Source organism: candidate division WOR-3 bacterium, from assembly GCA_039802205.1.
In the GTDB taxonomy this organism is placed as follows: Bacteria; Hydrothermota; Tepidihabitantia; order SM23-42; family JAOAFX01; genus JAOAFX01.
In genome coordinates, this window is record JBDRWD010000033.1 from 1 (window position 1) to 21,510 (window position 21,510).

At 43.4% G+C, this 21,510-nt stretch carries 19 protein-coding genes; 12 read left to right on the top strand and 7 right to left on the bottom strand.

Features of this window, described 5'->3' with window-relative positions; genetic code table 11:
• Nucleotides 1-185: 185 nt before the first annotated feature.
• From rpsO to ABIL39_07705, 9 genes are all read left to right on the top strand, one after another.
• Nucleotides 186-455, top strand: a complete 270-nt coding sequence (gene rpsO / locus ABIL39_07665) for a 30S ribosomal protein S15 (protein ID MEO0165997.1) — start codon at nucleotides 186-188, stop codon at nucleotides 453-455.
• Between the two features lies 1 nt (nucleotide 456).
• Nucleotides 457-2,541, top strand: coding sequence for a polyribonucleotide nucleotidyltransferase (locus tag ABIL39_07670; protein MEO0165998.1), 2,085 nt, complete (start codon nucleotides 457-459; stop codon nucleotides 2,539-2,541).
• Nucleotides 2,526-3,806, top strand: a complete 1,281-nt coding sequence (locus ABIL39_07675) for a pitrilysin family protein (protein MEO0165999.1) — start codon at nucleotides 2,526-2,528, stop codon at nucleotides 3,804-3,806. The genes ABIL39_07670 and ABIL39_07675 overlap by 16 nt, the downstream gene beginning before the upstream one ends.
• Before the next feature lies 1 nt (nucleotide 3,807).
• On the top strand, nucleotides 3,808-5,103 hold the full coding sequence (locus tag ABIL39_07680) for a radical SAM protein (protein MEO0166000.1): 1,296 nt from the start codon (nucleotides 3,808-3,810) through the stop codon (nucleotides 5,101-5,103).
• A complete protein-coding gene (gene truD, locus ABIL39_07685; GenBank protein ID MEO0166001.1) occupies nucleotides 5,100-6,251 on the top strand; it encodes a tRNA pseudouridine(13) synthase TruD in 1,152 nt (383 codons plus the stop codon). The genes ABIL39_07680 and truD overlap by 4 nt, the downstream gene beginning before the upstream one ends.
• 560 nt (nucleotides 6,252-6,811) lie before the next feature.
• A complete protein-coding gene (locus ABIL39_07690; GenBank protein MEO0166002.1) occupies nucleotides 6,812-9,076 on the top strand; it encodes a M14 family zinc carboxypeptidase in 2,265 nt (754 codons plus the stop codon).
• 76 nt (nucleotides 9,077-9,152) lie between these two features.
• The gene (locus ABIL39_07695) at nucleotides 9,153-9,875 is read left to right on the top strand and encodes an ABC transporter ATP-binding protein (protein ID MEO0166003.1); all 723 of its coding nucleotides are present in this window, start codon (nucleotides 9,153-9,155) and stop codon (nucleotides 9,873-9,875) included.
• 2 nt (nucleotides 9,876-9,877) lie between these two features.
• The gene (locus ABIL39_07700; GenBank protein MEO0166004.1) at nucleotides 9,878-11,158 is read left to right on the top strand and encodes an ABC transporter permease; all 1,281 of its coding nucleotides are present in this window, start codon (nucleotides 9,878-9,880) and stop codon (nucleotides 11,156-11,158) included.
• Nucleotides 11,159-11,160: 2 nt separating this feature from the next.
• Entirely contained in the window at nucleotides 11,161-12,252 is a 1,092-nt protein-coding gene (locus ABIL39_07705; protein MEO0166005.1) for a saccharopine dehydrogenase C-terminal domain-containing protein, read from the top strand.
• Between the two features lies 1 nt (nucleotide 12,253).
• Here the strand turns inward: ABIL39_07705 and ABIL39_07710 are convergent, their stop codons facing one another.
• The 6 genes from ABIL39_07710 to ABIL39_07735 all read right to left on the bottom strand — a co-directional run bounded on the left by ABIL39_07710 (nucleotide 12,254) and on the right by ABIL39_07735 (nucleotide 18,087).
• A complete protein-coding gene (locus ABIL39_07710; protein ID MEO0166006.1) occupies nucleotides 12,254-12,862 on the bottom strand; it encodes a hypothetical protein in 609 nt (202 codons plus the stop codon).
• Between the two features lie 118 nt (nucleotides 12,863-12,980).
• Nucleotides 12,981-14,036: a protein arginine kinase gene (locus ABIL39_07715; GenBank protein MEO0166007.1), complete on the bottom strand. Its 1,056-nt coding sequence runs from the start codon at nucleotides 14,034-14,036 to the stop codon at nucleotides 12,981-12,983.
• On the bottom strand, nucleotides 14,029-14,502 hold the full coding sequence (locus tag ABIL39_07720) for a UvrB/UvrC motif-containing protein (GenBank protein ID MEO0166008.1): 474 nt from the start codon (nucleotides 14,500-14,502) through the stop codon (nucleotides 14,029-14,031). The genes ABIL39_07715 and ABIL39_07720 overlap by 8 nt, the downstream gene beginning before the upstream one ends.
• Entirely contained in the window at nucleotides 14,489-15,166 is a 678-nt protein-coding gene (locus ABIL39_07725) for an ABC transporter ATP-binding protein (protein MEO0166009.1), read from the bottom strand. The genes ABIL39_07720 and ABIL39_07725 overlap by 14 nt, the downstream gene beginning before the upstream one ends.
• Nucleotides 15,159-16,358 carry an FtsX-like permease family protein gene (locus ABIL39_07730; GenBank protein ID MEO0166010.1) on the bottom strand — a complete coding sequence of 400 codons (1,200 nt, stop codon included), beginning with the start codon at nucleotides 16,356-16,358 and terminating at the stop codon, nucleotides 15,159-15,161. The genes ABIL39_07725 and ABIL39_07730 overlap by 8 nt, the downstream gene beginning before the upstream one ends.
• Nucleotides 16,348-18,087, bottom strand: coding sequence for a lysine--tRNA ligase (locus ABIL39_07735; GenBank protein ID MEO0166011.1), 1,740 nt, complete (start codon nucleotides 18,085-18,087; stop codon nucleotides 16,348-16,350). Before ABIL39_07735 ends, ABIL39_07730 begins: the two co-directional genes overlap by 11 nt.
• 101 nt (nucleotides 18,088-18,188) lie before the next feature.
• On the opposite strand from ABIL39_07735, the gene ABIL39_07740 reads away from it, so the two are divergent.
• From ABIL39_07740 to ABIL39_07750, 3 genes are read left to right on the top strand one after another with little or no spacing between them, the layout of a single operon-like run.
• A complete protein-coding gene (locus ABIL39_07740; GenBank protein ID MEO0166012.1) occupies nucleotides 18,189-18,977 on the top strand; it encodes a cobalamin-binding protein in 789 nt (262 codons plus the stop codon).
• Nucleotides 18,970-19,887, top strand: coding sequence for an iron ABC transporter permease (locus tag ABIL39_07745; GenBank protein ID MEO0166013.1), 918 nt, complete (start codon nucleotides 18,970-18,972; stop codon nucleotides 19,885-19,887). The genes ABIL39_07740 and ABIL39_07745 overlap by 8 nt, the downstream gene beginning before the upstream one ends.
• Complete coding sequence (locus ABIL39_07750) at nucleotides 19,884-20,654, top strand: ABC transporter ATP-binding protein (GenBank protein MEO0166014.1); 771 nt, start codon at nucleotides 19,884-19,886, stop codon at nucleotides 20,652-20,654. Before ABIL39_07745 ends, ABIL39_07750 begins: the two co-directional genes overlap by 4 nt.
• A gap of 1 nt (nucleotide 20,655) precedes the next feature.
• On the opposite strand, the gene ABIL39_07755 is transcribed toward ABIL39_07750, so the two are convergent.
• Entirely contained in the window at nucleotides 20,656-21,423 is a 768-nt protein-coding gene (locus ABIL39_07755) for a thermonuclease family protein (GenBank protein MEO0166015.1), read from the bottom strand.
• Nucleotides 21,424-21,510 lie beyond the last annotated feature (87 nt).

Sequence of the window (21,510 nt, forward strand, 5' to 3'; positions counted from 1 at the left end):
CCATGATTTTAAAACAAATTGAAAAAGAATCAAGAGACAAATCCATTTTTATCACCCCCACCTTAATCCTCCCCCATCAAAGGGGGAGGAAAAAGTGAGGAGTACTCAGAAAGATTCAATCTTGACTTTTTTTAAAAAATATGGATAATTATTCTTGAATCTGATTTTTGAAAGGAGACAGAAAAATGGCTTTGATTAAAGAGAAGAAGCAGGAACTTATCAATGCCTTTAAAAGGCATCCCAAGGATACCGGTTCACCTGAGGTGCAGATTGCAATCCTCAGTGAACGGATAAAGATTCTTACCGAGCACTTAAAGAAGTTTCCTAAAGATAAGCATTCCCGGCAAGGATTGATTAAGATGGTAAATGACCGTCGACGCCATCTTAATTATCTCTTGCGGAAGGACAAAGCCCGGTATATAAAAGTCGTTGAAGCCCTTGGTTTGAGAAGGTAAATTGTATTCGGTCGAACTAAAAGTTGGTGAAAAAAACCTCCGACTGGAGAGCGGACGGGTTGCGCGCCAGTCTGCTGGTGAGGTTATCGTTTCTTACGGCGATACCGTAGTTCTGGTCTGCGTTAATTACAGCCCCGAGGTAGACGAGACCGTCGACTTCCTTCCTTTGACTGTCGAATACCGGGAACTCTCCTTTGCTGCAGGAAAGATCCCAGGTGGTTTTATAAAAAGGGAGATGCGGCCTTCTGATAACGAAATACTCTCCTCCCGGCTTATCGACCGGCCGCTCCGGCCACTCTTTCCGCCTGAATTCAGAAATGAAGTTCAGATCATTGCTTATCTTTTATCATCCGATGTAGAGCATGATGCCGACATCTTGGGTATCACGGGTGCGGCTACTGCGCTTCTGCTTTCAGAAATTCCCTTTACCATCCCGGTGGCAGGAGTAAGGGTAGGACTACTTGATGGAAAATATATAATCAATCCGACCCTTGCCCAGCAGGATAATTGTAAAGTTAATCTCGTCATCGCCGGGACTAAGGATGCTGTGGTGATGATTGAAGGTGGGGCCCGGGAGGCAAGTGAAGACGAAGTGATCGGAGCGATCAAAATCGGCCATGAGGAATGCAAAAGGATAATTGAGATTGAAGAAAAGATGCGCGAGGCAGTAGGCAAGGAGAAGATTGAGATAAACGGACCTTTTGTCAGTGAAGAACTGGCGAACGAGATCAAAGAAAAAGTAGGTAATGATCTCCAGCAGATATTTCTTTTCCGGGAAAAGAAGGCACGTCAGGAAGCTGCCTATGAGTTGATTCAAAATGTCGTGGAGAAGTTTGCGGACCGGGGGATTGAAAATATTGAATTGAAGGTGAAATATGTGGTGGAGAAGATGATTGCTGAGAGGATGCGACGGATGATTCTGGAAGAAAAAAAGCGTCTGGATGGTCGGGGTTTGAAGGATATCCGGAATGTTTCCTGCGAAATCGGCGTGCTGCCCCGAACCCATGGTTCAGCACTGTTCACCCGTGGTCAAACCCAGAGCCTTGCGGTTACGACCTTGGGTACAAAGAGCGACGAACAGAAGATAGATGCGATCTATGGGGAAGAGACAAAATCTTTTATGCTTCATTATAATTTTCCACCATTTGCCACCGGTGAAGTGAAACCCATTCGGGGACCAACGCGGAGGGAGATTGGGCATGGGGCACTCGCAGAAAGGGCCATCCTACCGGTTCTTCCCTCTGAAGAAGCCTTCCCCTATACAATCCGGGTTGTATCAAATATCCTTGAATCCAACGGTTCTTCTTCCATGGCGAGTGTCTGTAGTGCCTCCTTGGCCTTGATGGATGCAGGGGTACCGATAAAGACCGCGGTTGCTGGGATATCAATCGGCCTGGTCAAAGAGGGTGATAGATACGAATTGCTGACCGATATCATTGGTGACGAAGACCATTATGGAGATATGGATTTTAAAGTTGCGGGTACCAAAGATGGTATCACTGCAATTCAACTCGATCTCAAGATTCAGGGTGTGGATATCGAAATATTAAATCAGGCGCTCCAGCAGGCCCGGGAAGCCCGCGAAAACATTTTGAAGATTATGAGCAGCACCATCAGTTCCCCCCGTTCCAGTCTCTCCAAATATGCACCCAAGATCCTGGCATTTTCTATTCCCAAAGAAAAAATCGGTGATGTGATTGGACCGGGCGGTAAGGTGATAAGGCGGATCATCGGCGATTCGGATTTGAAGATTGATATCACCGATGATGGCAAGGTTACGATTGCCGGAAGCGACCCAGAACGGGTCAATAAAGCCAAGACCGAAATCCTTGGAATAGTCCAGGAAGCAGAGGTGGGGAAGATTTACATCGGCAAGGTTACTCGTATTACCAATTTTGGTGCCTTTGTAGAGATACTCCCAGGAAAGGAAGGGTTGTTACATATTTCCAAACTCAGCCGCCACCGGGTGCGCCGAGTTGAAGATGTAGTAAAGCCCGGTGATGAGGTGATTGTGCGGGTCTATGAAATCGATGAGATGGGGCGCATAAATTTAATGCGTGTAGGTGAGGATTGGCGACGACGTTAAAAAATTCAGTAATCATCCAGGAAATTAGTCCTAATATCAAAGTTGTTGGAGAGATGTTAAATCAGTATTATTCCTTCGCCCTGGGATTGTTCATCACTGGTGGGGCACGGGATGAAAAAAAAGAAGATAATGGCATTACTCATTTTATTGAACATATGCTTTTTAAGGGGACCAACCGGCGTTCGGCATTGGACATCGTCCGGATGATAGAAGGACTGGGTGGTTCTTTTGATGCCTTCACGACGAAGGAGAGTCTGGTGATTGTGACGCGTTTTTTATCCGAGCATCTCCTCAAGGTCTTTGACCTGATTTGTGAGATTCTTTTTGAATCAAAATTCCAGAGCGAAGAATTTCAGAAAGAAAAAGGTGTGATCACCGAAGAGATAAAATCCAATAATGAGGATCCGGCGGAGTATATTTATGACCTATTATTTGAAGCCGTATTCAAAGACCACCCGATGGCTCTGCCGATAGCCGGGACTATAGAATCGGTTTCAAATTTAGAATTAGCTCATACCCAGTCATATTACACTAAATTGCTTAGTTATCAAATGACGATTGCGATAAGTGGCAATTTCAACCTCCAGGATTTGATAACCTTTGCCCAGAAAAGGTTCAAACCCGGCCGTATGGAGGATTTGGGTCGGGTGCCTCCTGGTACCTATCAGCCTAATCATCTCTTCCAGACACGTAAAGATATCACTCAAGTTCATCTTTGTCTGGGGATACCAGCAGTTGCTTATGCTTCAGCGCTCAGGCATCCGCTTTTGATCATCAGCACCATGCTCGGTGGAGGTATGTCTTCCCGACTCTTTCAAGGACTTAGAGAAGAGAAGGGGCTTGTTTACGATGTTCATTCCTTTATTGATTTCTACAGCGACTGCGGGATACTCGGGTTTTATCTCAGCACCGATAGGAAAAATCTTCCAGAGGTGACGAAGCAAATCAAAAATATATTTGATGATCTTCAGAATAAAGGTTTCACCACCGAAGAGATTGAAATTGCCAAGACTTATATTACCGGCAATCTCCTCATGGGACTGGAGAATTCCACGAACCGGATGTTGCGCCTCGGCCGGGAATTTTCTTATCTCCAAAAAGTAACACCGGTTGAAGAGACCGTAAGAAAAATTAATGCAATTTCAAAGGAAGAGATAAATCGTTTAGTTGGTGATTATTTAGCATTGAATAATTATTCAGTCGTGGCAATCGGCCCAATAGAAGAAAAATCATTTCAGGAGATTGTTAACGACTTAAGGGAGTGATATGAAATTATTATTGATTGCGCCGGCAATAGTGGATGAAAAAAGGCGCGGGATGCAGGGTAAGGCATTCCAGTTGCCGCCTTTCTCACTGGCTGCGGTAGCTGCTGCAACTCCAGATTGGGTGCAGATAAAAATACTTGATGAGGCGGTTGAGCCGATTGATTATAATTATCCTGCTGACCTTGTGGGTATAACCGTCCTGACAAGGTTTGCACCCCATGCCTATGAGATTGCAGATCGATTTCGTAGTCGGGGGGTTAAAGTCGTGCTCGGTGGTCTCCATCCCTCAGCACTACCAGATGAAGCAATCCAGCATGCCGATGCCGTGGTGATCGGTGAGGCAGAAGGGATTTGGGAGACTTTGATAAGGGATTTTGAAAAAAAAGAACTAAAGAAATTTTATAAGAATAAAGATTTCCCGGACCTCGCCCAGATTAAAAGCCCGCGGCGCGATCTGTTTGATAAATCCAAATATCTTTTTACTGCTATGGTCCAGACCACCCGGGGCTGTCCTTTTGATTGCAACTTCTGTAGTGTCACCAAATTTTTCGGCGGGCGTTTTCGAATGCGGCCGGTGGAATGTGTCATAAAAGAGATACGAAGTTTGAAATCCAAATTCATCGGTTTTTCCGATGACAATATCTTCGGTAATAGAATCTATGCCCGAAAATTATTTAATGCCCTCAAGTATGAAGGGGTGATCTGGATGGCGCAATCTTCAATAAATATTGCTGAGGACAAAGAATTACTACATCTTGCTGCCCGCAGTGGTTGTAAAGGATTATTCATCGGTCTGGAATCGGTAGAATCAGAATCACTGGTCCAGATGCATAAAGGATTTTTGAAACCCGAGAGATTCAAAGACTATATTGCCCGGCTCCATGACGAAGGGATTGGGGTGATGGGTGCATTTGTCTTAGGCAACGATAACGAGGATGTTTCCATATTCCAAAAGACGCTGGATTTTGCCAAAAAGATCAAACTCGACCTGGCACAATTTTCCATCCTCACACCCTACCCGGGAACGAATCTTTTTGCGAGATTATTGAAAGAAAATCGTATCTTCAATTTTGACTGGTCTAAATATGATGCCGGCAATGCGGTATTTAAACCATTGAAGATGACTGCTGAAAAATTGAAAGAAGAGGTGGATAAATTGTGGCGGGAATTTTACCGGTTCGACGAAATCCTTTACCGATTATTAACCTTGGGTAAAAGATTGCCCATTCAGATTTTGCCTCTGTTGCTTTTGAATATCAGTTTTCGAAAAGAGATTGCTGCCACCCAGAATTTGTGAAAATAAAAGTTACTCCGGAAGATTTTATCGTTGAAGAGGTAATTGAACTGCCTGTTACTCATTCAGGTCCGTATACCCTTTTAAAATTGCAAAAACGCTACTGGAATACCCTGGATGTTATTAATTTTGTGGCGCGTAAATTTTCAGTTCCGAGGGAAAAGTTTTCTCGCGCGGGATTGAAAGATCGATATGCATTATCAACCCAGTATTTAACATTTCAGGGTGAATTTAAAGAACATGTGGAGGAGAAGAATTTTACATTGACTCCGATCGGCAAGGTCTCAAAACCGATACTCCCGGGTGATCTAAAGGGTAATAGATTCTTCATAATTATGCGCGACCTCAAAGAAGATGAGATAGCAAGAATCCAAAAAAACTACTCCGAAATTTGTGCATTTGGATTTCCCAATTATTTTGATGAACAGCGATTTGGTTCAGCCCGCCATCGTAAGGGATTCTTTGCTAAATTTTTAATGCAGGGTCATTACGAGGGTGCATTGAAATCATTGCTCTGTTATCCTCATAAAGAAGATGGTAGAAAATTGAAGATTTTCAAAAGGTATTGTGCTGAACACTGGGGTGATTGGTCCGGTGCCCTGCCATATGCCCCTTTTGAATTTAGAAAGATATTACTTTTTCTTAAAGATAATCCTCGGGATTACAAAAAGGCGATAAAAAAGATTGATCGGGAGATGCTCAATCTTTATCTCCTTGCCTATCAGTCATTTTTGTTTAATGAGGTGTTATATTATGTAGTAAAAAAATTCGGGATAGATACCACCGAGGTTCCATATTCAATGGGCAGATATTTATTTTACCGGGGTCTTACCGATAAAAAACTGGTGAGTGATTTAAAAATTCCGCTCCTCAATGATAAGACCCGATGTCCGGGATGGCTGGCTGAGATAATGGTAGAGGTTTTAAAAAAAGAAGGGATTGAACCAAGGGATTTCAAATTAAATAAACTGCGTTTCCGGGGGGTGCGGTTCAAAAGTTTTTTAAGACCGGCAATCATTTTTCCGCAAGATTTTTCTATTGCCCTTCCAGAACCCGATGAGAGATATCAAAACAAGAAGAAGTTGTGTATTAATTTTTTTTTGCCACCTGGTGCATATGCCACAATATTGGTAAAACGGCTCTTATTGTAATTATCCGGTATTACACTAACCCATAACCGCAATCTTCCAGATTCTACATTTAGGAGAAACTCGGTTGGCTTTTTTGCAAAAATGTTAGGTATAGATCTTAGTCTTGCACTTTTGAATTGCGTGAACAATTATCCTGATCCTCTCCATATTTTTATATCTTATGAAGGAACGATAAAACTCATGGGCAAGATTTGTAAGGGTAATCAATGATTTAGCGTTGGTATTTTTGTGAGACAAGGCTTTAGCCTTGCATAAATAAAAAATGCCAACCCGAGGTGGTCGTCCAGTAATCAATAAAATGGTAGGCGCTGGCTTTAGCCTGCGGATAAATGTTTTTAAATCCCAGGCTTTCGCACCCTGAAGGGGACGGCTACATCTAATAATCAAGCGCATAAAAATAATTTGACAAAAAGTCGAGAGGACTGAGACAATCATCATATTGACATGTTTATAAATCTGTATAAACTGATGATTAGAACAGGAATTTTACATGCGGTGTTTATCAATTTCACTGTCAGTGACTGCCAGAAACCAAAAAGGTTTTGCAAAAAGGAGGTAGGATGTCTCCCATATATTTTTTTGTATTAAATTTTCTGATCACCCAGGAGATGATTGTCCGGGTCTATGTTCCCACCTGGCAGGAACTCCAGAAAATACCCGGTAAACCATTGGAGATTGCCGCAGGAAGATATGGAGAATGGTATGATTTAGTGGTAGACAGGGAGGGACTGGACCGTGTTATTGCCTCGGGCCTGCCCTACGAAGTTACGATTTACAGCCTGGAACTGGAAAAAGAAAAGGTTCGGGGTAATTATTTAAATTATACCCAGATTGTGGATTCGCTCCGGCGGTTGGTTCAGAATTATCCCACACTCTGTAAAATGGATTCACTGCCTCTGCGCACCTATGAAGGAAGATGGATATACGGGGTGAAGATATCCGATAATGTTCATCTTGACGAATTTGAACCCAATTTTGAGATTGATGGATGCATCCATTCAAGAGAATGGGCAACGCCCCAGGCAGTTTTATTCTTTGCCGATTCCATGCTTCGTTCGTATAATATTGTTCCGGAGATAACGGAGATAATAAATACCACCCAAATTTACTGTATCCCGGTTTTGAATGTAGATGGTTATGTCTACGATTGGCAATACTATCAGGGAGGTTGGCGCAAAAATCGCGAACCTTTTGGAGGTGCAATCGGTACTGATTGTAACCGGAATTATTCGGGTGCCTGTAATGGTGATGTGGACGGCTACTGGGGTGCTGCGGATGAAGGACAGGTTTCGCATTATCCTTCAGATCAGACCTTTTGTGGTGCTTATGGATTTTCTGGAGACGAGGTCCGTGCCCATGCGATGTATATCCGGCAACACAACATCACCACCGGTTTTTCTTTGCACAGTTATGGGGAGCAGGTGATGTGGCCCTGGGGCTATAAGCCTGGAGGTACACCAGATTCCATGCTCTATGTGGCAAAAGGGAATTATATGGCGAGTATGATGCAGCGGGTAGGCGGAGGGACTTATACACCCGGTCAATCGTATAATAATCCTTATCCGACCTGCGGAAATACCCGGGACTGGGTATATGGTTATAATCACTATGTCAATGGTCTATCCGCACTCTTCTACGGTGCGGAGATTGGCACTGCCTTTTACGAACCGGTGCAGAATCTGGACTTTATTTCCCGCCAGGTATTCAAAGCCGCCAAATATCTTGCCCGATTTGCCGATTCTTTGATTCTCGTTGCCGAAGGTTGTGTGCCACCTCCGCACATCAATCCACTGGATACCGTGCCTCCCAATTTCACGATCGTCTGGCGTCCCCGGAACGCCTATGATAATCACCCGACAAGGTGGGAACTCGTCCGCTTATCCAATCCCAGTATCAAGACTGATAGCCTGGAATCCGGAACCAGCCGCTGGCTTTTGCAGGGTTATACTCTTTCTACTGCCCAGTCACATTCTCCGACCCGGAGTTTGTGGTCGGGCAACAGCGCGAATATGAACAGTGCGGCAATGACAATTCATCCTTATCTTGTTCAACCCGGTGATTCGTTTACCTTCTGGTGTTATTATAATCTTGAAGATAATTACGATGTCACGGTCGTGGAAGTTTCAGAAAATACCAAAGAGTGGTTCAATCTGGATACGATGCGCTTCACCGGTACCCAGACTTCCTGGGTGCGCAAGGCATATTCCCTTGCCTCCTGGGTTGGTAAATCGGTTTATTTCCGGTTCCGAACGATGTATGATGGCTCGGTCCAGAATGGTGGTTTCTATGTTGATGACATCCACCCGGTCTGTTTTTTCAACGAAGCCGTAGTAATTTCCAATAATATCACTGATACGACATATACTTTTTCTAATCATCCAATTGGTGAATACTACTACTATGTGCGCGGGTATAATAATACCTGGGGTTGGGGCGATTATTCGTGTCTGGAGAAACTCTTGGTGAGCAATGTTGGGGTAAAACAACAAACCGCGTCCACAATTCCCCGTGAACCTGTTTTTTCACTGGCTCCCAATCCCTTCCGGAAAAATTGCCTGATTAAACTTCAACTACCGACTACCGGTTATCAGGATGTGCTACAATCCGAAAAAGACATTCACACAATGTATGTTACACTCCGGATATACGATATCACCGGAAGGATTGTGAGAGATTTATCGCGCGCTGCACAAAACGATTATTCGCTAACCGTGCGCTGGGATGCGACCGATGAGGCTGGCCGCCAATTACCTGCAGGTGTTTATTACATCAACTGGGATGCGGGTCGATTTAAGGGTGGGAAAAAAGTGCTTTTTCTCCGCTGATTGAATAAATAAATAAATAAAACAATTTTCTCCAAACAATTGACTCGGTAAACATTTTCGAGTATAATTATACACCATGGCGGCGGTCATAGTTCGGGATTTATACAAAAGTTTTGGTAAAATCCAGGCCGTGGCGGGTATCTCTTTTGAAATCAAAGAAGGTGAGATATTCGGCTTGATCGGTCCCAATGGTGCTGGTAAGACCACGACATTGCGTATCATTGCCACCCTTTTAAAACCAACGGCGGGAAAAGTAGAAATCTTTGGTTTGGATGGAGTAAAAGAAGATGCCAAGGTAAGGGAATTGATAAGTTATCTGCCCGAAGAGGCTGGCGCATATAAAAACCTTCGGGGTATTGATTATCTAAAATTCATGGCTGGATTTTATGCCCGGGATGAACAAGAGAAAAGTGCAATGGTGCAAAGGGCAATTGCTATTGCCGGGCTCGGGGAACGCCTCAATGATCGCATCCGGACCTATAGCAAGGGCATGGTGCGTAAACTCCTCCTTGCCCGGGCATTGATGCATAATCCGAAACTCCTCATTCTGGATGAGCCTACCTCGGGGTTAGATGTAGTAAACTCGCTGGAAGTTCGCAATCTGATTATTGAATATGCTCGGGGCGGTGCTACGGTCATTGTTTCTTCCCATAATATGCTGGAGGTGGAATATCTCTCAGAACAGGTGGCTTTCATTCATCAGGGGAAAATAATTGAGACCGGGAACCCAAAAGAACTCTGTCAAAAATATCAGGCTGAGAATCTGGAACAGGTATTTGTTAAAAGCATCAAAAAATAGCCATGGCAAAATTTTTCAATATTTTACAAAAAGAAATAAAAGATCTGCTCACCCTGCGCATGCTCCTGCCCTTTTTTATCTCTATATTCATCCTCTTTTTTATGGGGCAGGTGATGCAGCAGACAGTGGAGAAGGCACGGGAACCTTTTGCGATCGGGGTTGTGAATCAGGATAATACCCCGCTCGCTACCTCACTTATTGAGGGTTTAAAGCGTGCCGGGAATACGGTGATCGTGCTGGAAGCAATTGAGGAATTAAAGGCCATCCAGCAGGCAAGGGAACACAAACTCTCTATGGTCTTAATAATCCCGGTAGGCTATGAGGCAAATTTAAAGAATAAAAAACCCGCTGAGATCAAACTTTATTCAATAATCACTTCTTTAAGCATTGCGAGCACTGCCCAGCGGGCAAATATCAAGAACTTTTTAAGGACCATGAATCAGCAGGTGTCCGAATCCTTTTTGCGGGAATGGGCACCGGAGGTAGACCTGGAGACGGTGCGCGAGCCGATAAAGGCAAAAGAGTTTGTGGTATTAAAGGATATCATCCAGCCCGGGAATGCTGCGCTTATTATTGCATATATCTCGACCCAAACCACGATTGTGCCCGTAGCCCTTTTGATGCTGATCATCGTCACCGGCACGATGATTGCCTCATCCATAGCCCAGGAAAAAGAGAATAAAACCCTTGAGACGCTTTTGACTGTGCCCGTCTCTCGCTTCACCTTGATCAGTGCCAAGATGCTCGCCGCAGTGATTCTTGCAGTCTGTTTTGCACTATTCTTTGTTATTGCCATGGGTAGTTTTATGGCTTCATTTGGCGCAATAGAAAGCCGTCCCGGGTTTGATATGCCTGCGCAAACTCCGATGCTCAATCTGGGGCTGGATAGCGGGAGTAAAGTTTTGTTGATTGTCAGCATCTTCTTGGCGCTCGCCAATGCCCTGGCGCTGGCGACCCTCTTAGCACTTTTTGCCCAGGATGTCAAGGATGCCCAGAATACGATAATGCCACTTACGATTTTGATTATCATCCCTTATTTCTTTTCGCTCGTCTTTGATCCCCAGTTGATGACTTTGGGAATGAAGATATTTATCTTTCTCATTCCTTTCTCCCATACCTTCTTCGCCTTCAAATTTCTCTTACTCGGGCAGAAATCTTATGTCCTTCTCGGCAACCTCTATCTCTTTATTGCCGCGGTTTTCCTGCTTTTTATCACTACAAAAGTCTTCGCTTCCGAAAAAATTCTTACCATGAAATTCAGTTTCGGAAAAATAGGGAGGTAAAAATGAAGGTTCTGCTCCTTGGTTGTGGTATGCAGGGCCGGATTGTTGCCGAAGATTTAAGCCGTGATTGGGAAGTAACCGTGTTGGATATTGATAAGGATAATCTAAATAAATTAAAAAATCCACATATTAAAAAAATCCAGTTGGATATTAACGATAGAAAAAGATTATTGCGATTGATGAGTCTTTATGATCTAATAATCGGTGCTTTACCTGCCCGGTTTGGGTTTTATACCATGGAGTGTGCAATTGAAAGTGGCGTGGACCTTGTTGATATGTCTTACTCTTCTGACGATCCTTTTCTCCTCGATGAGGAGGCGAAAAAAGCAGGCATAAAGATCGTCCCCGACGCTGGTTATGCCCCGGGTTTAAGCAATATCCTGGTGGGCGAAGCAGTTGTGGAGATGGAAAAAGTTGACGGTCTCAAGATAATGGTTGGCGGCATTCCCCAGAAACCCTTGCCACCGTTCAATTATCGCATCACCTGGTCGCCGGAAGATTTGATTGAAGAATATACCCGACCTGCCAGGATTTATAAAAACTATAAAGTGGTGACTGTTTCGGCACTGAGTGGAATAGAAGAATTTTATCTTCCCAAGGTGGGCAAACTTGAGGCTTTTTATACCGATGGTTTGCGGACCCTTTTGCGGACGATGGCGAAAGTGAGAAACATGGAAGAAAAAACGATACGCTATCCTGGGCATGCAATGCTCTTTAAAAATTTGATTGAAGCTGGCTTCTTTTCTCAGAATAAAGTAAAAATAAACGGCCAGGAAATCACCTGCTATGATTTTACCCTCAATTATCTGAGGGAGCAGTTGACACAGGGTAAAGAAGATGATATTACAATTCTCATCATTGAAGTTAAAGGAAAAAAGCGAAAGAAGAGGTACTGTATAATAGATTGCTACGATCGGAGAAATCGTATTACTTCAATGGCGCGGATGACCGGTTATACCTGCGCCCTTATCGCTCGCTGCATGAAAGATTATTCGGGATATGGGATTATTCCGCCGGAATATCTGGGTATGAAACCGTCATTTGCTAATTTCATTAAAAAAGAGTTACGCAGACGACGGGTGCGAGGATTGTGATTTAAAATTTGCCGAATTTGAAAGTCAGATGCCCGCTCACCCCGCTCAAGCCGCGGTCGCTTATGCCACTTAATTCCGTGCCATAGATATAACGATAGGAAAAACCCGTATCAATTCTAAATACCTTTGTTACATTCAGGGTCAATTCAATAGCCGGTTCCAGGACGAAGAAATAATCTTCATACCAGGGGTCTTCATAACCGGGAAGTCGATACTGGACTGAGCCTCCACCGATCAGGGTATGGGTTCCAAAATGGACCAATCTTTTGGGGTTAAAGATTATTTCGATAATGATCCCACCGTAGACAAAATCCATATTGAAGCGCCGGATGGGATAATAGTGGGTATTCACCTCCATCTTATTGACCATTCCGTATAATCCACCGCCCAGACCGAAGAACCGATTGAAGGTCACCCCACCCCGTGCACCCATCAACATTGCATACTCACCATTTAATTCCGTGAACTTCAAAACCAATCCACCGAACCCACCTTTATCCACCGGTCCTTTGATCAAGACCTCATCCTGTTTTTCGCGAGCTACGGGTTCGATTCCCAGAACCCGATTAGTAACAGTCAACAATAGGGCAATTAGAATAATTTTTTTCATTTTAACTCCTTGCTATATCATTTAAAAGGCAAAAAATATGCCTGAAAAAATGCTTGAAATTTTTGAGAGATTAGAATCTGGGTGATGCAAAATTGTTCTTTGAAGCACAATAATTGTGCTAATTCCCGATGGTTTCTTTTGGAGCGAGTCGTTTCCGGATATACTCTGCCCTTCTTAAATCCCTTTCTGACTCCTCAAGGATTTCGCCGTAATAAAGTTGGATATTCCCGGGACGGGTGATGAGCATTATCTCATTCAAAGTCATTATGTCAATATCTTTTATCAAACCCAGACCTACACCGAGCCGGACCGCAGAGAGGAGGCTAAGGACTTCATCGCTGTTGATCAGTCTTGCCGATTTTAATATCCCCAGACTCCGGAATATCTTATCTTCCAGCTCATACCGTGCTTTATTGAGGATTACTTCCCGGGCTTTCAATTCCAGGTCAATCAAGGTGTGGGCGAATTTTCCGATTTTTTCTATCAGTTCATCTTCTTTAAAACCAAGGGTATGCTGATTGGATATCTGGAAAAGATTACCTTTAATCTCACTCCCTTCGCCGTAGATACCCCGGACTGCCATCCCTAAATTGAATGTGCTTTTTAAAACCTTTTCAATCTCATTGGTATAGACCAGACCTGGGAGGTGTAAAAGAACCGAAGCACGGAGTCCGGTCCCTAAATTGGTCGGGCAGGAGGTGATAAAGCCATAATTATCATCATAGGCATAGCCGAGTTCCTGTCCGAGGATTTCTTCAAATTCATAAACCTTGCTGGCGATGTGAGATAGATTCAAACCAGCGGAAAGTCCTTGGATGCGGAGGTGGTCTTCTTCATTGATCATTACCGCCACATTTCCGTCTTCATTGATGAAGACTGCGGTGGGCAGTTCTTTCTTCAATATTGCGGGAGAGATAAGATGGGATTCCAAAAGACTTTCTTTCTCCAGGGGTTTTAATTTAGGCAAATCCAAAAATCTGCCTTTGAAATTCAACTCCAGCGCTGATTTTACTACTTGGACGAGTTTATCGGCATCCTTTACTTTCATCTTTAATTCAAAGGGTATGCCTTCAATATTCCGTGCCACCCTTATGCGCGTGGATACAACAATTTCTTTCTCCTCTCCCTCTTTTATTGAATCCGGTGCAATCAGCCATTGAATATTCTCAAACATTTTCCACACCCAATGTTCTTAATTGATCCCTTATCTTTGCGGCATCTTCATAGGCCTCTTTTTCCAACGCCCTTCGCAATTCCTCCCGTAAGCGGAAGATTTCAATTGCCCTTCGGCCACCGGGCTGGGCTTTTTTGCCGATGTGCTTTTCGCTGTTCTGGACCTCTTTGATCATCGTTTTAATATAGGGCTCAAAGACCTTCAGACAATGGGCACAGCCAAAGCGACCAAATTTTCTGAATTCCGCAAGATTCAAAAGGCAGACCGGACAGGTTACCTGTTTATCATCGGGTGGAGAATTTTTCAGCAACTTCTGTAGGATTTCCTGGGGTGATAATTTTTTATCGCCGATGATTCCCTTTTTCCGTGCACAATCTTCACAGAGGTGTAATTCCCGGATTGTTCCACCTACGACATCCTTATAAAAAAAACTTGCTGGATTTTTTTTACAATCATCGCAGAGCATACAACCTTCCTTCTTTTAAGTTATAAACAACATCACCCAGCCGCGTGATCTCCAGGGCATGGGTGACTAAGATAATCGTCATATTTTCACTTTTTAGATGGAGAAACATATCAAGGAGTTTACTGGTATTTTCATAATCAAGATTCCCAGTAGGTTCATCAGCAAGGAGGAGGATGGGTTCATTGATCAATGCCCGAGCTATAGCAACCCGCTGTCTTTCGCCACCCGAAAGTTCATCGGGTCGGCGTGTTTTTTTGTCATACATACCAAGTCGCTCGAGCATTTTTAGTGCTCTTTCCCGGGCATCTTTTATATTGCCGTTGCTGAGATATGCGGGAAGGAGGATATTTTCTAATACAGTGAATTCAGGGAGTAGATGGTGGAACTGGAACACGAAACCAATATATCGGTTTCGTATCCGGGAAAGGGTTTCATCATCATTGGTGAACAGATCAATATTATTGAAAAGAACTCGACCCCGGGTGGGCCTGTCTAAACTACCTAAGATATTAAGAAGAGTAGATTTGCCACTTCCTGAAGGACCAAATATTACCACAAAGCTTCCTTTTTCAACTTTCAAATCTATCCCACGTAAAACATTTATTGTTTCATTCTTGAGATAGTAGGTCTTCTCAATCCCCTCGGCAATTAATATTTCATTCATTGCGAAGTGCCTCCACAGTTACCAGACTTGCCGCACGCAACGCCGGATAGATGGTGGCTAAAAAACTTATCAGAATTGAAGCGATGGCGACCGCGACAAAGTCATTAACAGACATCTCCACAGGTAGCGTTTGGATGAAGTAAACATCGCCGGGCAGATTCACGAATTGGTATCTATTCAGAAGATAACAGGCAACGATAGAGAATATGATTCCCAAGAGCGTCCCGATGATACCCATGATACTTCCTAAATAGATAAAGATCCGCATGATCTGCTTTTTGGTAAATCCATAGGAACGGAGAATGCCGATTTCCTTTGTCTTCTTCTTGACGATATTGATGAGGGTGCCGACGATATTGAATCCCGCGACAAGGATGATCAGGGTCAAGACGATAAATGTCACGATCTTTTCCAATTTCAAAGCCGCGAATACCGAATGATTCATTTCAATCCAATCCTGGACCCGGAAGGGATAGCCGATTCGTTCTTCAATTATTTTTGTATACATTGGTGTTTTATAAACATCATCCACCCTTAATTCGATTCCGCTCACAGCATTACCGATCTCAAATAACTGCTGGACATCCTTTAAATTTAAATAAACCACCGTTGCATTATAATCATAGACCCCCAAATCAAATATTCCTTTCACAATCAACCGGCGCGAACGGGGTAGAAGTCCAATCTGTTCAAGGAATGGAGAAGTGATAACGATTGTATCACCCACACTCGCCTTTAAATTATGGGCAAGTTCAATCCCTAACACACAGCCCTGGTCCAGATTGAATTCACCTTCAATCATATGGGTGCTCACTTCGGTGACATTTTTTTCTAACTCTGGAATCACACCCCTGATCACCACTCCGTCCACATTTTTCCGGTTTCGGATAAGGGATTTGGTGACAACAAACGGTGCCTGTGCTTTGATAAAGGATAATCCTTTTAGTTTATCCATCACTTCCTCATAATCATCCATTGGTTCGTTGAAGAATCGGCGCACAATGATATGGGGTGTGCCGCCTAAGATCCGACGCCTTAATTCATTCTGAAATCCGTTCATGATGGATAAAGTTATGAGTAGGGCACTCACGCCCACAAAGATGCCACCAATCGCGATTAGCGTAGAAAAAGAAAAAAATTTCCGGCTTCTTGAACGCATATAACGGGTGGCGATAAATAGTTCAACGAGCATCTTCTCGGCGCAACTGGGGAAAGAGAATCACATCTCGGATAGAAGGTTTATTTAAAAGAATCATGCAGAGCCGGTCCACACCGATTCCCAGACCGCCAGTGGGTGGCATACCGTATTCAAGTGCCTCAAGAAAGTCTTCATCTATTTCCCCTATCCCTTCTTCTTTATGGGCAAGTTGCTCCTCAAATCTCTTGCGCTGCTCTATCGGGTCATTCAACTCTGAGAAGGCATTAGCGAGCTCTAAGCCAAAAATCACCAATTCAAACCTTTCCACGAGCATGGGATTGTCGCGGTGTTCCTTTGCTAATGGTGAGATTATCTTGGGATAATCAATAACAAAGGTCGGTTCAATCAAATCCTTTTGGACGAGTTCACTGAATAACTTATCAATCTTACCACCAAAACTCAAGTGTCCATATGGAATGTTATATCTTTTACAGAATTGGTTCAAAACCTCTTCCTCAACCTTTAAAACATCAACAGATGGTTCCAATTTGTCATCCGGCACCAATTTTTTAATCAAATAATCGAGCTTTTCGCTAATGGTTAAATCTTCAACAACTTTCAGACCATAATTTTCACAATATTTATTAATCTCATCTACCGATAGATTAAACACATCAACACCAAGACACTTGCCCAGGGCCAGCGTCTGATTCAACTTTCTATTCAATGAGTCGACATATTTTATTCTTTTGAAGGGCTTTTTAATCTGAATCGTATCATTTTGAAATGTCAATTGGTAATCAGAATAAAGACTTTTAACAACATATTCCATTAAATCTTCAACAAGTTCCATCATTCCATAATAATCAGTATATGCTTGGTAGGCTTCAATCATCGTGAATTCGGGATTGTGAAAACGGTCCAAACCTTCGTTCCGGAAATCCTTGCACAATTCCCAGACCTTCTCATAGCCACCGACAATTAATCTTTTCAGGTAAAGTTCATCAGCAATTCGTAAATACATTTCCTGGTCAAGGGCATTATAATAAGTCTTGAAAGGCCGGGCAGATGCCCCCCCGTATATTGGCTGTAAGACAGGGGTTTCTACTTCAAGAAATCCTCGATTATTAAAAAAATCTCGGAGAAGTGAGATGATCTTTGAACGCATTTTGAATGTCTCGCGCGGGCTCATTGAGATTTTTCTAATATTTTTGGAACCACATCTTTCATCAGTGGTTTTATCCTTTCTCGCTGGGCATCTTATTTCGCCGACTTCCACACAGGCGAATTCATGGCCGCAATCGTTACACTTGAAAATAACCGTATCCGCAATTAAATCAAGGTATCTTTTCCGATATCTGATTTCTATGTCCTCCAATCCATGCCATTTCTCCGGCAGCGGTCTTAGGGATTTTGCAAGGAGTACGAAATTCTTTACAAAAATTGTAATTTCACCAGTTTTAGTTTTGAACACTTGACCCTCAACACCGATGAAATCACCGATATCAAAATTTTCAAATATTTCGAATGAATCCCCGAGGTCTGCTTTTCTTAAATATATCTGCAATTTCTCATCCTCGTCATTAAGGGTCGCAAAGAGTGTTTTGCCGTGTTTGCGGATCGTGATTATCCGGCCCGCAGTTTTGACAAGCGTCTGGGAATTTGCAAGCTCTTCGAAGTTTTTTTTGATCTCTGCGAAGGTATGAGTCCGATCAAAACGATAAGGATAGGGATTGATCTTCAAATCTTTTAGTCTTTCAAGCTTCTTAAGTCGTTCTTCCATACCCAATAATACACCAAACCGCCTAAAAGTCAACAGGCGACTGAGGTTTTTCCGCGCATGCGCATTGTTGATTTTTCGGGGCAGATTGCTATAATTAAGATATGCAAAGACTATATGTGTTTCTCTTGGTTCTTTTATCGGTCGCTTGCGAAAGAAAGGTCACCGCTAAGGGCATGCGCGTCGTCTCCCTTTCTCCGGCGATGACAGAGGTGATCTTTGCCTTGGGCGCAGGAGAATACCTGGTGGGTGTTACTACCTATTGTGATTATCCTGATTCCGCAAAAAAGATTTATAAGGTGGGCGATTTTTCCCATCCCTCTCTGGAAAGAATTGTAGGATTAAAACCTGACCTGGTGGTGGTCAATCTTCCTGAGCAAAAATGGCTCAAAATACAATTGGAAAAGTTAGGAATTAAAACTTTTACCACCGAACCCAAAACGATCAGTGACATCTATCGTGAGATTGCAGAGTTGGGAAAGATATTAAAAAGAGAGCGTCTGGCTGATTCACTCATTAGCTATATGAAATCTGTTCTCAAACCCCAAGCAAAAAGGAAAAAGCGGGTCTATGTAGAACTGAGCCCACGCCCGCTCATCACCATTGGTCGGGAGTCTTATTTAAATGAGATGATGGAATGGGCAGGGGGTGTGAATATTTTTGAGGATTTAGCGAAGGATTATCCGGTTGTGAATCAAGAAGAAGTGATCAAGCGTAATCCGGAGATTATCCTTGTCTTCCATCCCGAAAAGATAGCCGACCGTCTGGGCTGGCAGGAGATTGAAGCGGTGAAAAAGAAAAAGGTCTACCAGGAATTAAATCCCGACCATTTTTTGCGTCCTGGACCGCGGTTGGTGTTGGGTTTTCGACAACTGGAGCAGATTTTTGAATAAAAGCCTGGTTTTGGTTTTGCTATTGGTTCTCGGGGTTGTTCTGGAACTGGTAGTTGGTGTGCCGGATCTGAGTAAAGAAGAAATACTCCTGTTGCGGGGCTATCGGATAGTCCTGGGCATATATGCGGGTGGTGTCTTGGCATTCTGTGGTAGCGTGCTCCAGGGACTTTTCGGAAACCCCTTGGTAGAACCTTTTACCTTGGGTTCAGCATCCGGGGCTGCACTTGGATCCGCCATGGGCATGGTCTTTTTTCAGTATGCGAGTCCGGCTTTCGCATTTGCCGGTGCCCTAATTATAGGATTTCTGGTATTTACCATTGCCCGGGTTGAAGGGGGATTGCTGCGCGACCGGCTTATTCTTTCCGGAGTGATAATGAGTTTTTTGTGCAGTGCTCTTGTGATGCTCATCATGATTGCAGGCAGAAAAGAACTCTACGAAGTGCTCTATCTTTTGATGGGCTATCTCGGCATCGTGATCACACCCCAGAATCGGTTGATGCTCATAGTTCTTCTGGCAATTTCTGCTTTCCTCATTTTCTACCTTTATCGGTATTATCGCGAATTTGATATCCTTACCACCGGGGTTGAATCTGCCCAGGCACTCGGTTTGGATATCCAACGTTTTTCCATGGAAGTATTCGTGGTTGCGACCCTGCTGGTGAGTTTTGTGGTCTCTCTGGTGGGTGCAATCGGATTTGTCGGACTGGTGATACCCCATATCTCAAGGATGTTATTCGGTCCCCGGCATATCCGCAATCTCGGTGGTTCCTTGGTCCTGGGTGCTACTTTTGTGCTGTTTTCCGATGCCCTGACCAGGATGTTTACGGTCTATGAATTACCCACTGGGGTGATTACCTCGTTATTGGGTGTCCCTTTTTTCATCTACCTTTACCGTCGCAAAGGAACATGAAGGCGATTGAATTAAACAATCTATCTTTTTCCTACAATCAAAGACCGGTTTTAAAATCGGTAAACCTGATAATAGAAAAAGGCGAATTTGTCAGTATCATCGGACCGAATGGTGCCGGCAAATCTACGCTCCTGCGGGTCATCGCCGGGATTTTAAAAAATTTTAGCGGTGAAGTTCAAATATTTGACCAGAATATCAAAGATTTAAAGTCCAAGGTCCTTGCCCGCATCCTGAGTTTTGTCCCCCAGGAGACCCATTTTCTCCATAATTACTCGGTGGGGGATATCGTGTTGATGGGACGGTATCCTTATCTGGAGCCTTTCCAGCGTTTAAGTAGAGAAGATTTAAAAGCCGTGGATTGGGCAATGGAAAAAACGAATATCAAAGATTTACAGACAAGACCTGTGAATTCACTCTCCTCAGGTGAAAGACAGATGGTGGTCATCAGCCGTGCCCTTGCCCAAAGACCCCAGATACTTCTCCTCGATGAACCAACCAGCCACTTAGACATTCAACATCAAATAAAAATTATGGACTTATTAAAGGATTTAAATAAAGATGGGATGACAATTCTGATGGTCAACCACGATTTAAACCTCGCGGCTCAATTTTCCGAAAAATTGATCATGTTTTATCAGGGCACGATTTATAAATGGGGCAAGCCCTCAGAAATCATTAAACCTGAGACCATCAGGGATGTTTATGGGGTGGAGGTGGAGATAATAATCCATCCGGTAAAAAATACTCCCCAGATTTTTGCGAAATAAACTACTTCAACACCTGGATCTGGGTCGGACTTTTGAGGACGATCTCTGGTTTCCCCTTATATTCTTTTATCAGACCGGTGATGCGCACCCTTTTATTAAGATAATAATCTTCAGGATGCTTCGGGAATTTATCAAAATCGCTCGCAAAGATCACTGCGGTGAAATGGTTTTTCCAGTCTTTATGGAAATTCAAAAAACATACCCGGCCGGTATTGTTGGTCAGAACAATTCTCCCTTCCACAGTCTTCACCTTGCCATAATACTTATGGGCATCCAGATAAGAGATTACCTCCGGAGAGCCCTCAGGAGTGATAAATTCTTTTCGATAGAAGCCAATGGTGTCAGGTATCTGAAAAACCGGAAAGGACCATAAACCTCTTTTATTCCGGATGGCAGTCTTTTCCGCCTCCAGCAATTCTTTTTTATATAATGTATCCGGGGGATAAAACCGGGCTTCCGCCAGTCCCAGCCGTAGCATTTCTTCGTTGACAAATTTGCCATCAAGATAGACATAGCAGAGATACCGGCCATAGTCATCTTTTTCGCTGATATCTTTTTTCAATATCACTCTTTTATTCAGTATCATCCACTTCAGAAATTCCTTGGCGATGTCTCCACCTGGTTCATCCAGTTCCGGGGCATTTATCCCGAGCAGGCGGATGGTCTTGTTTTTTTCAGTTTTAAAGGTATCACCATCTATCACTTCGGTCACGCGTTCCTGGTTTGTGCAAAAAATACCGAGAAGGAGCAAAGGTATTAACTGCTTCACCATCAATTATACCAGAAATGCCTTTGCTGTCAATGGCTGAGAAGTGCTACAAATTGTGTATTACATATTGACATTGAGGATTATTTC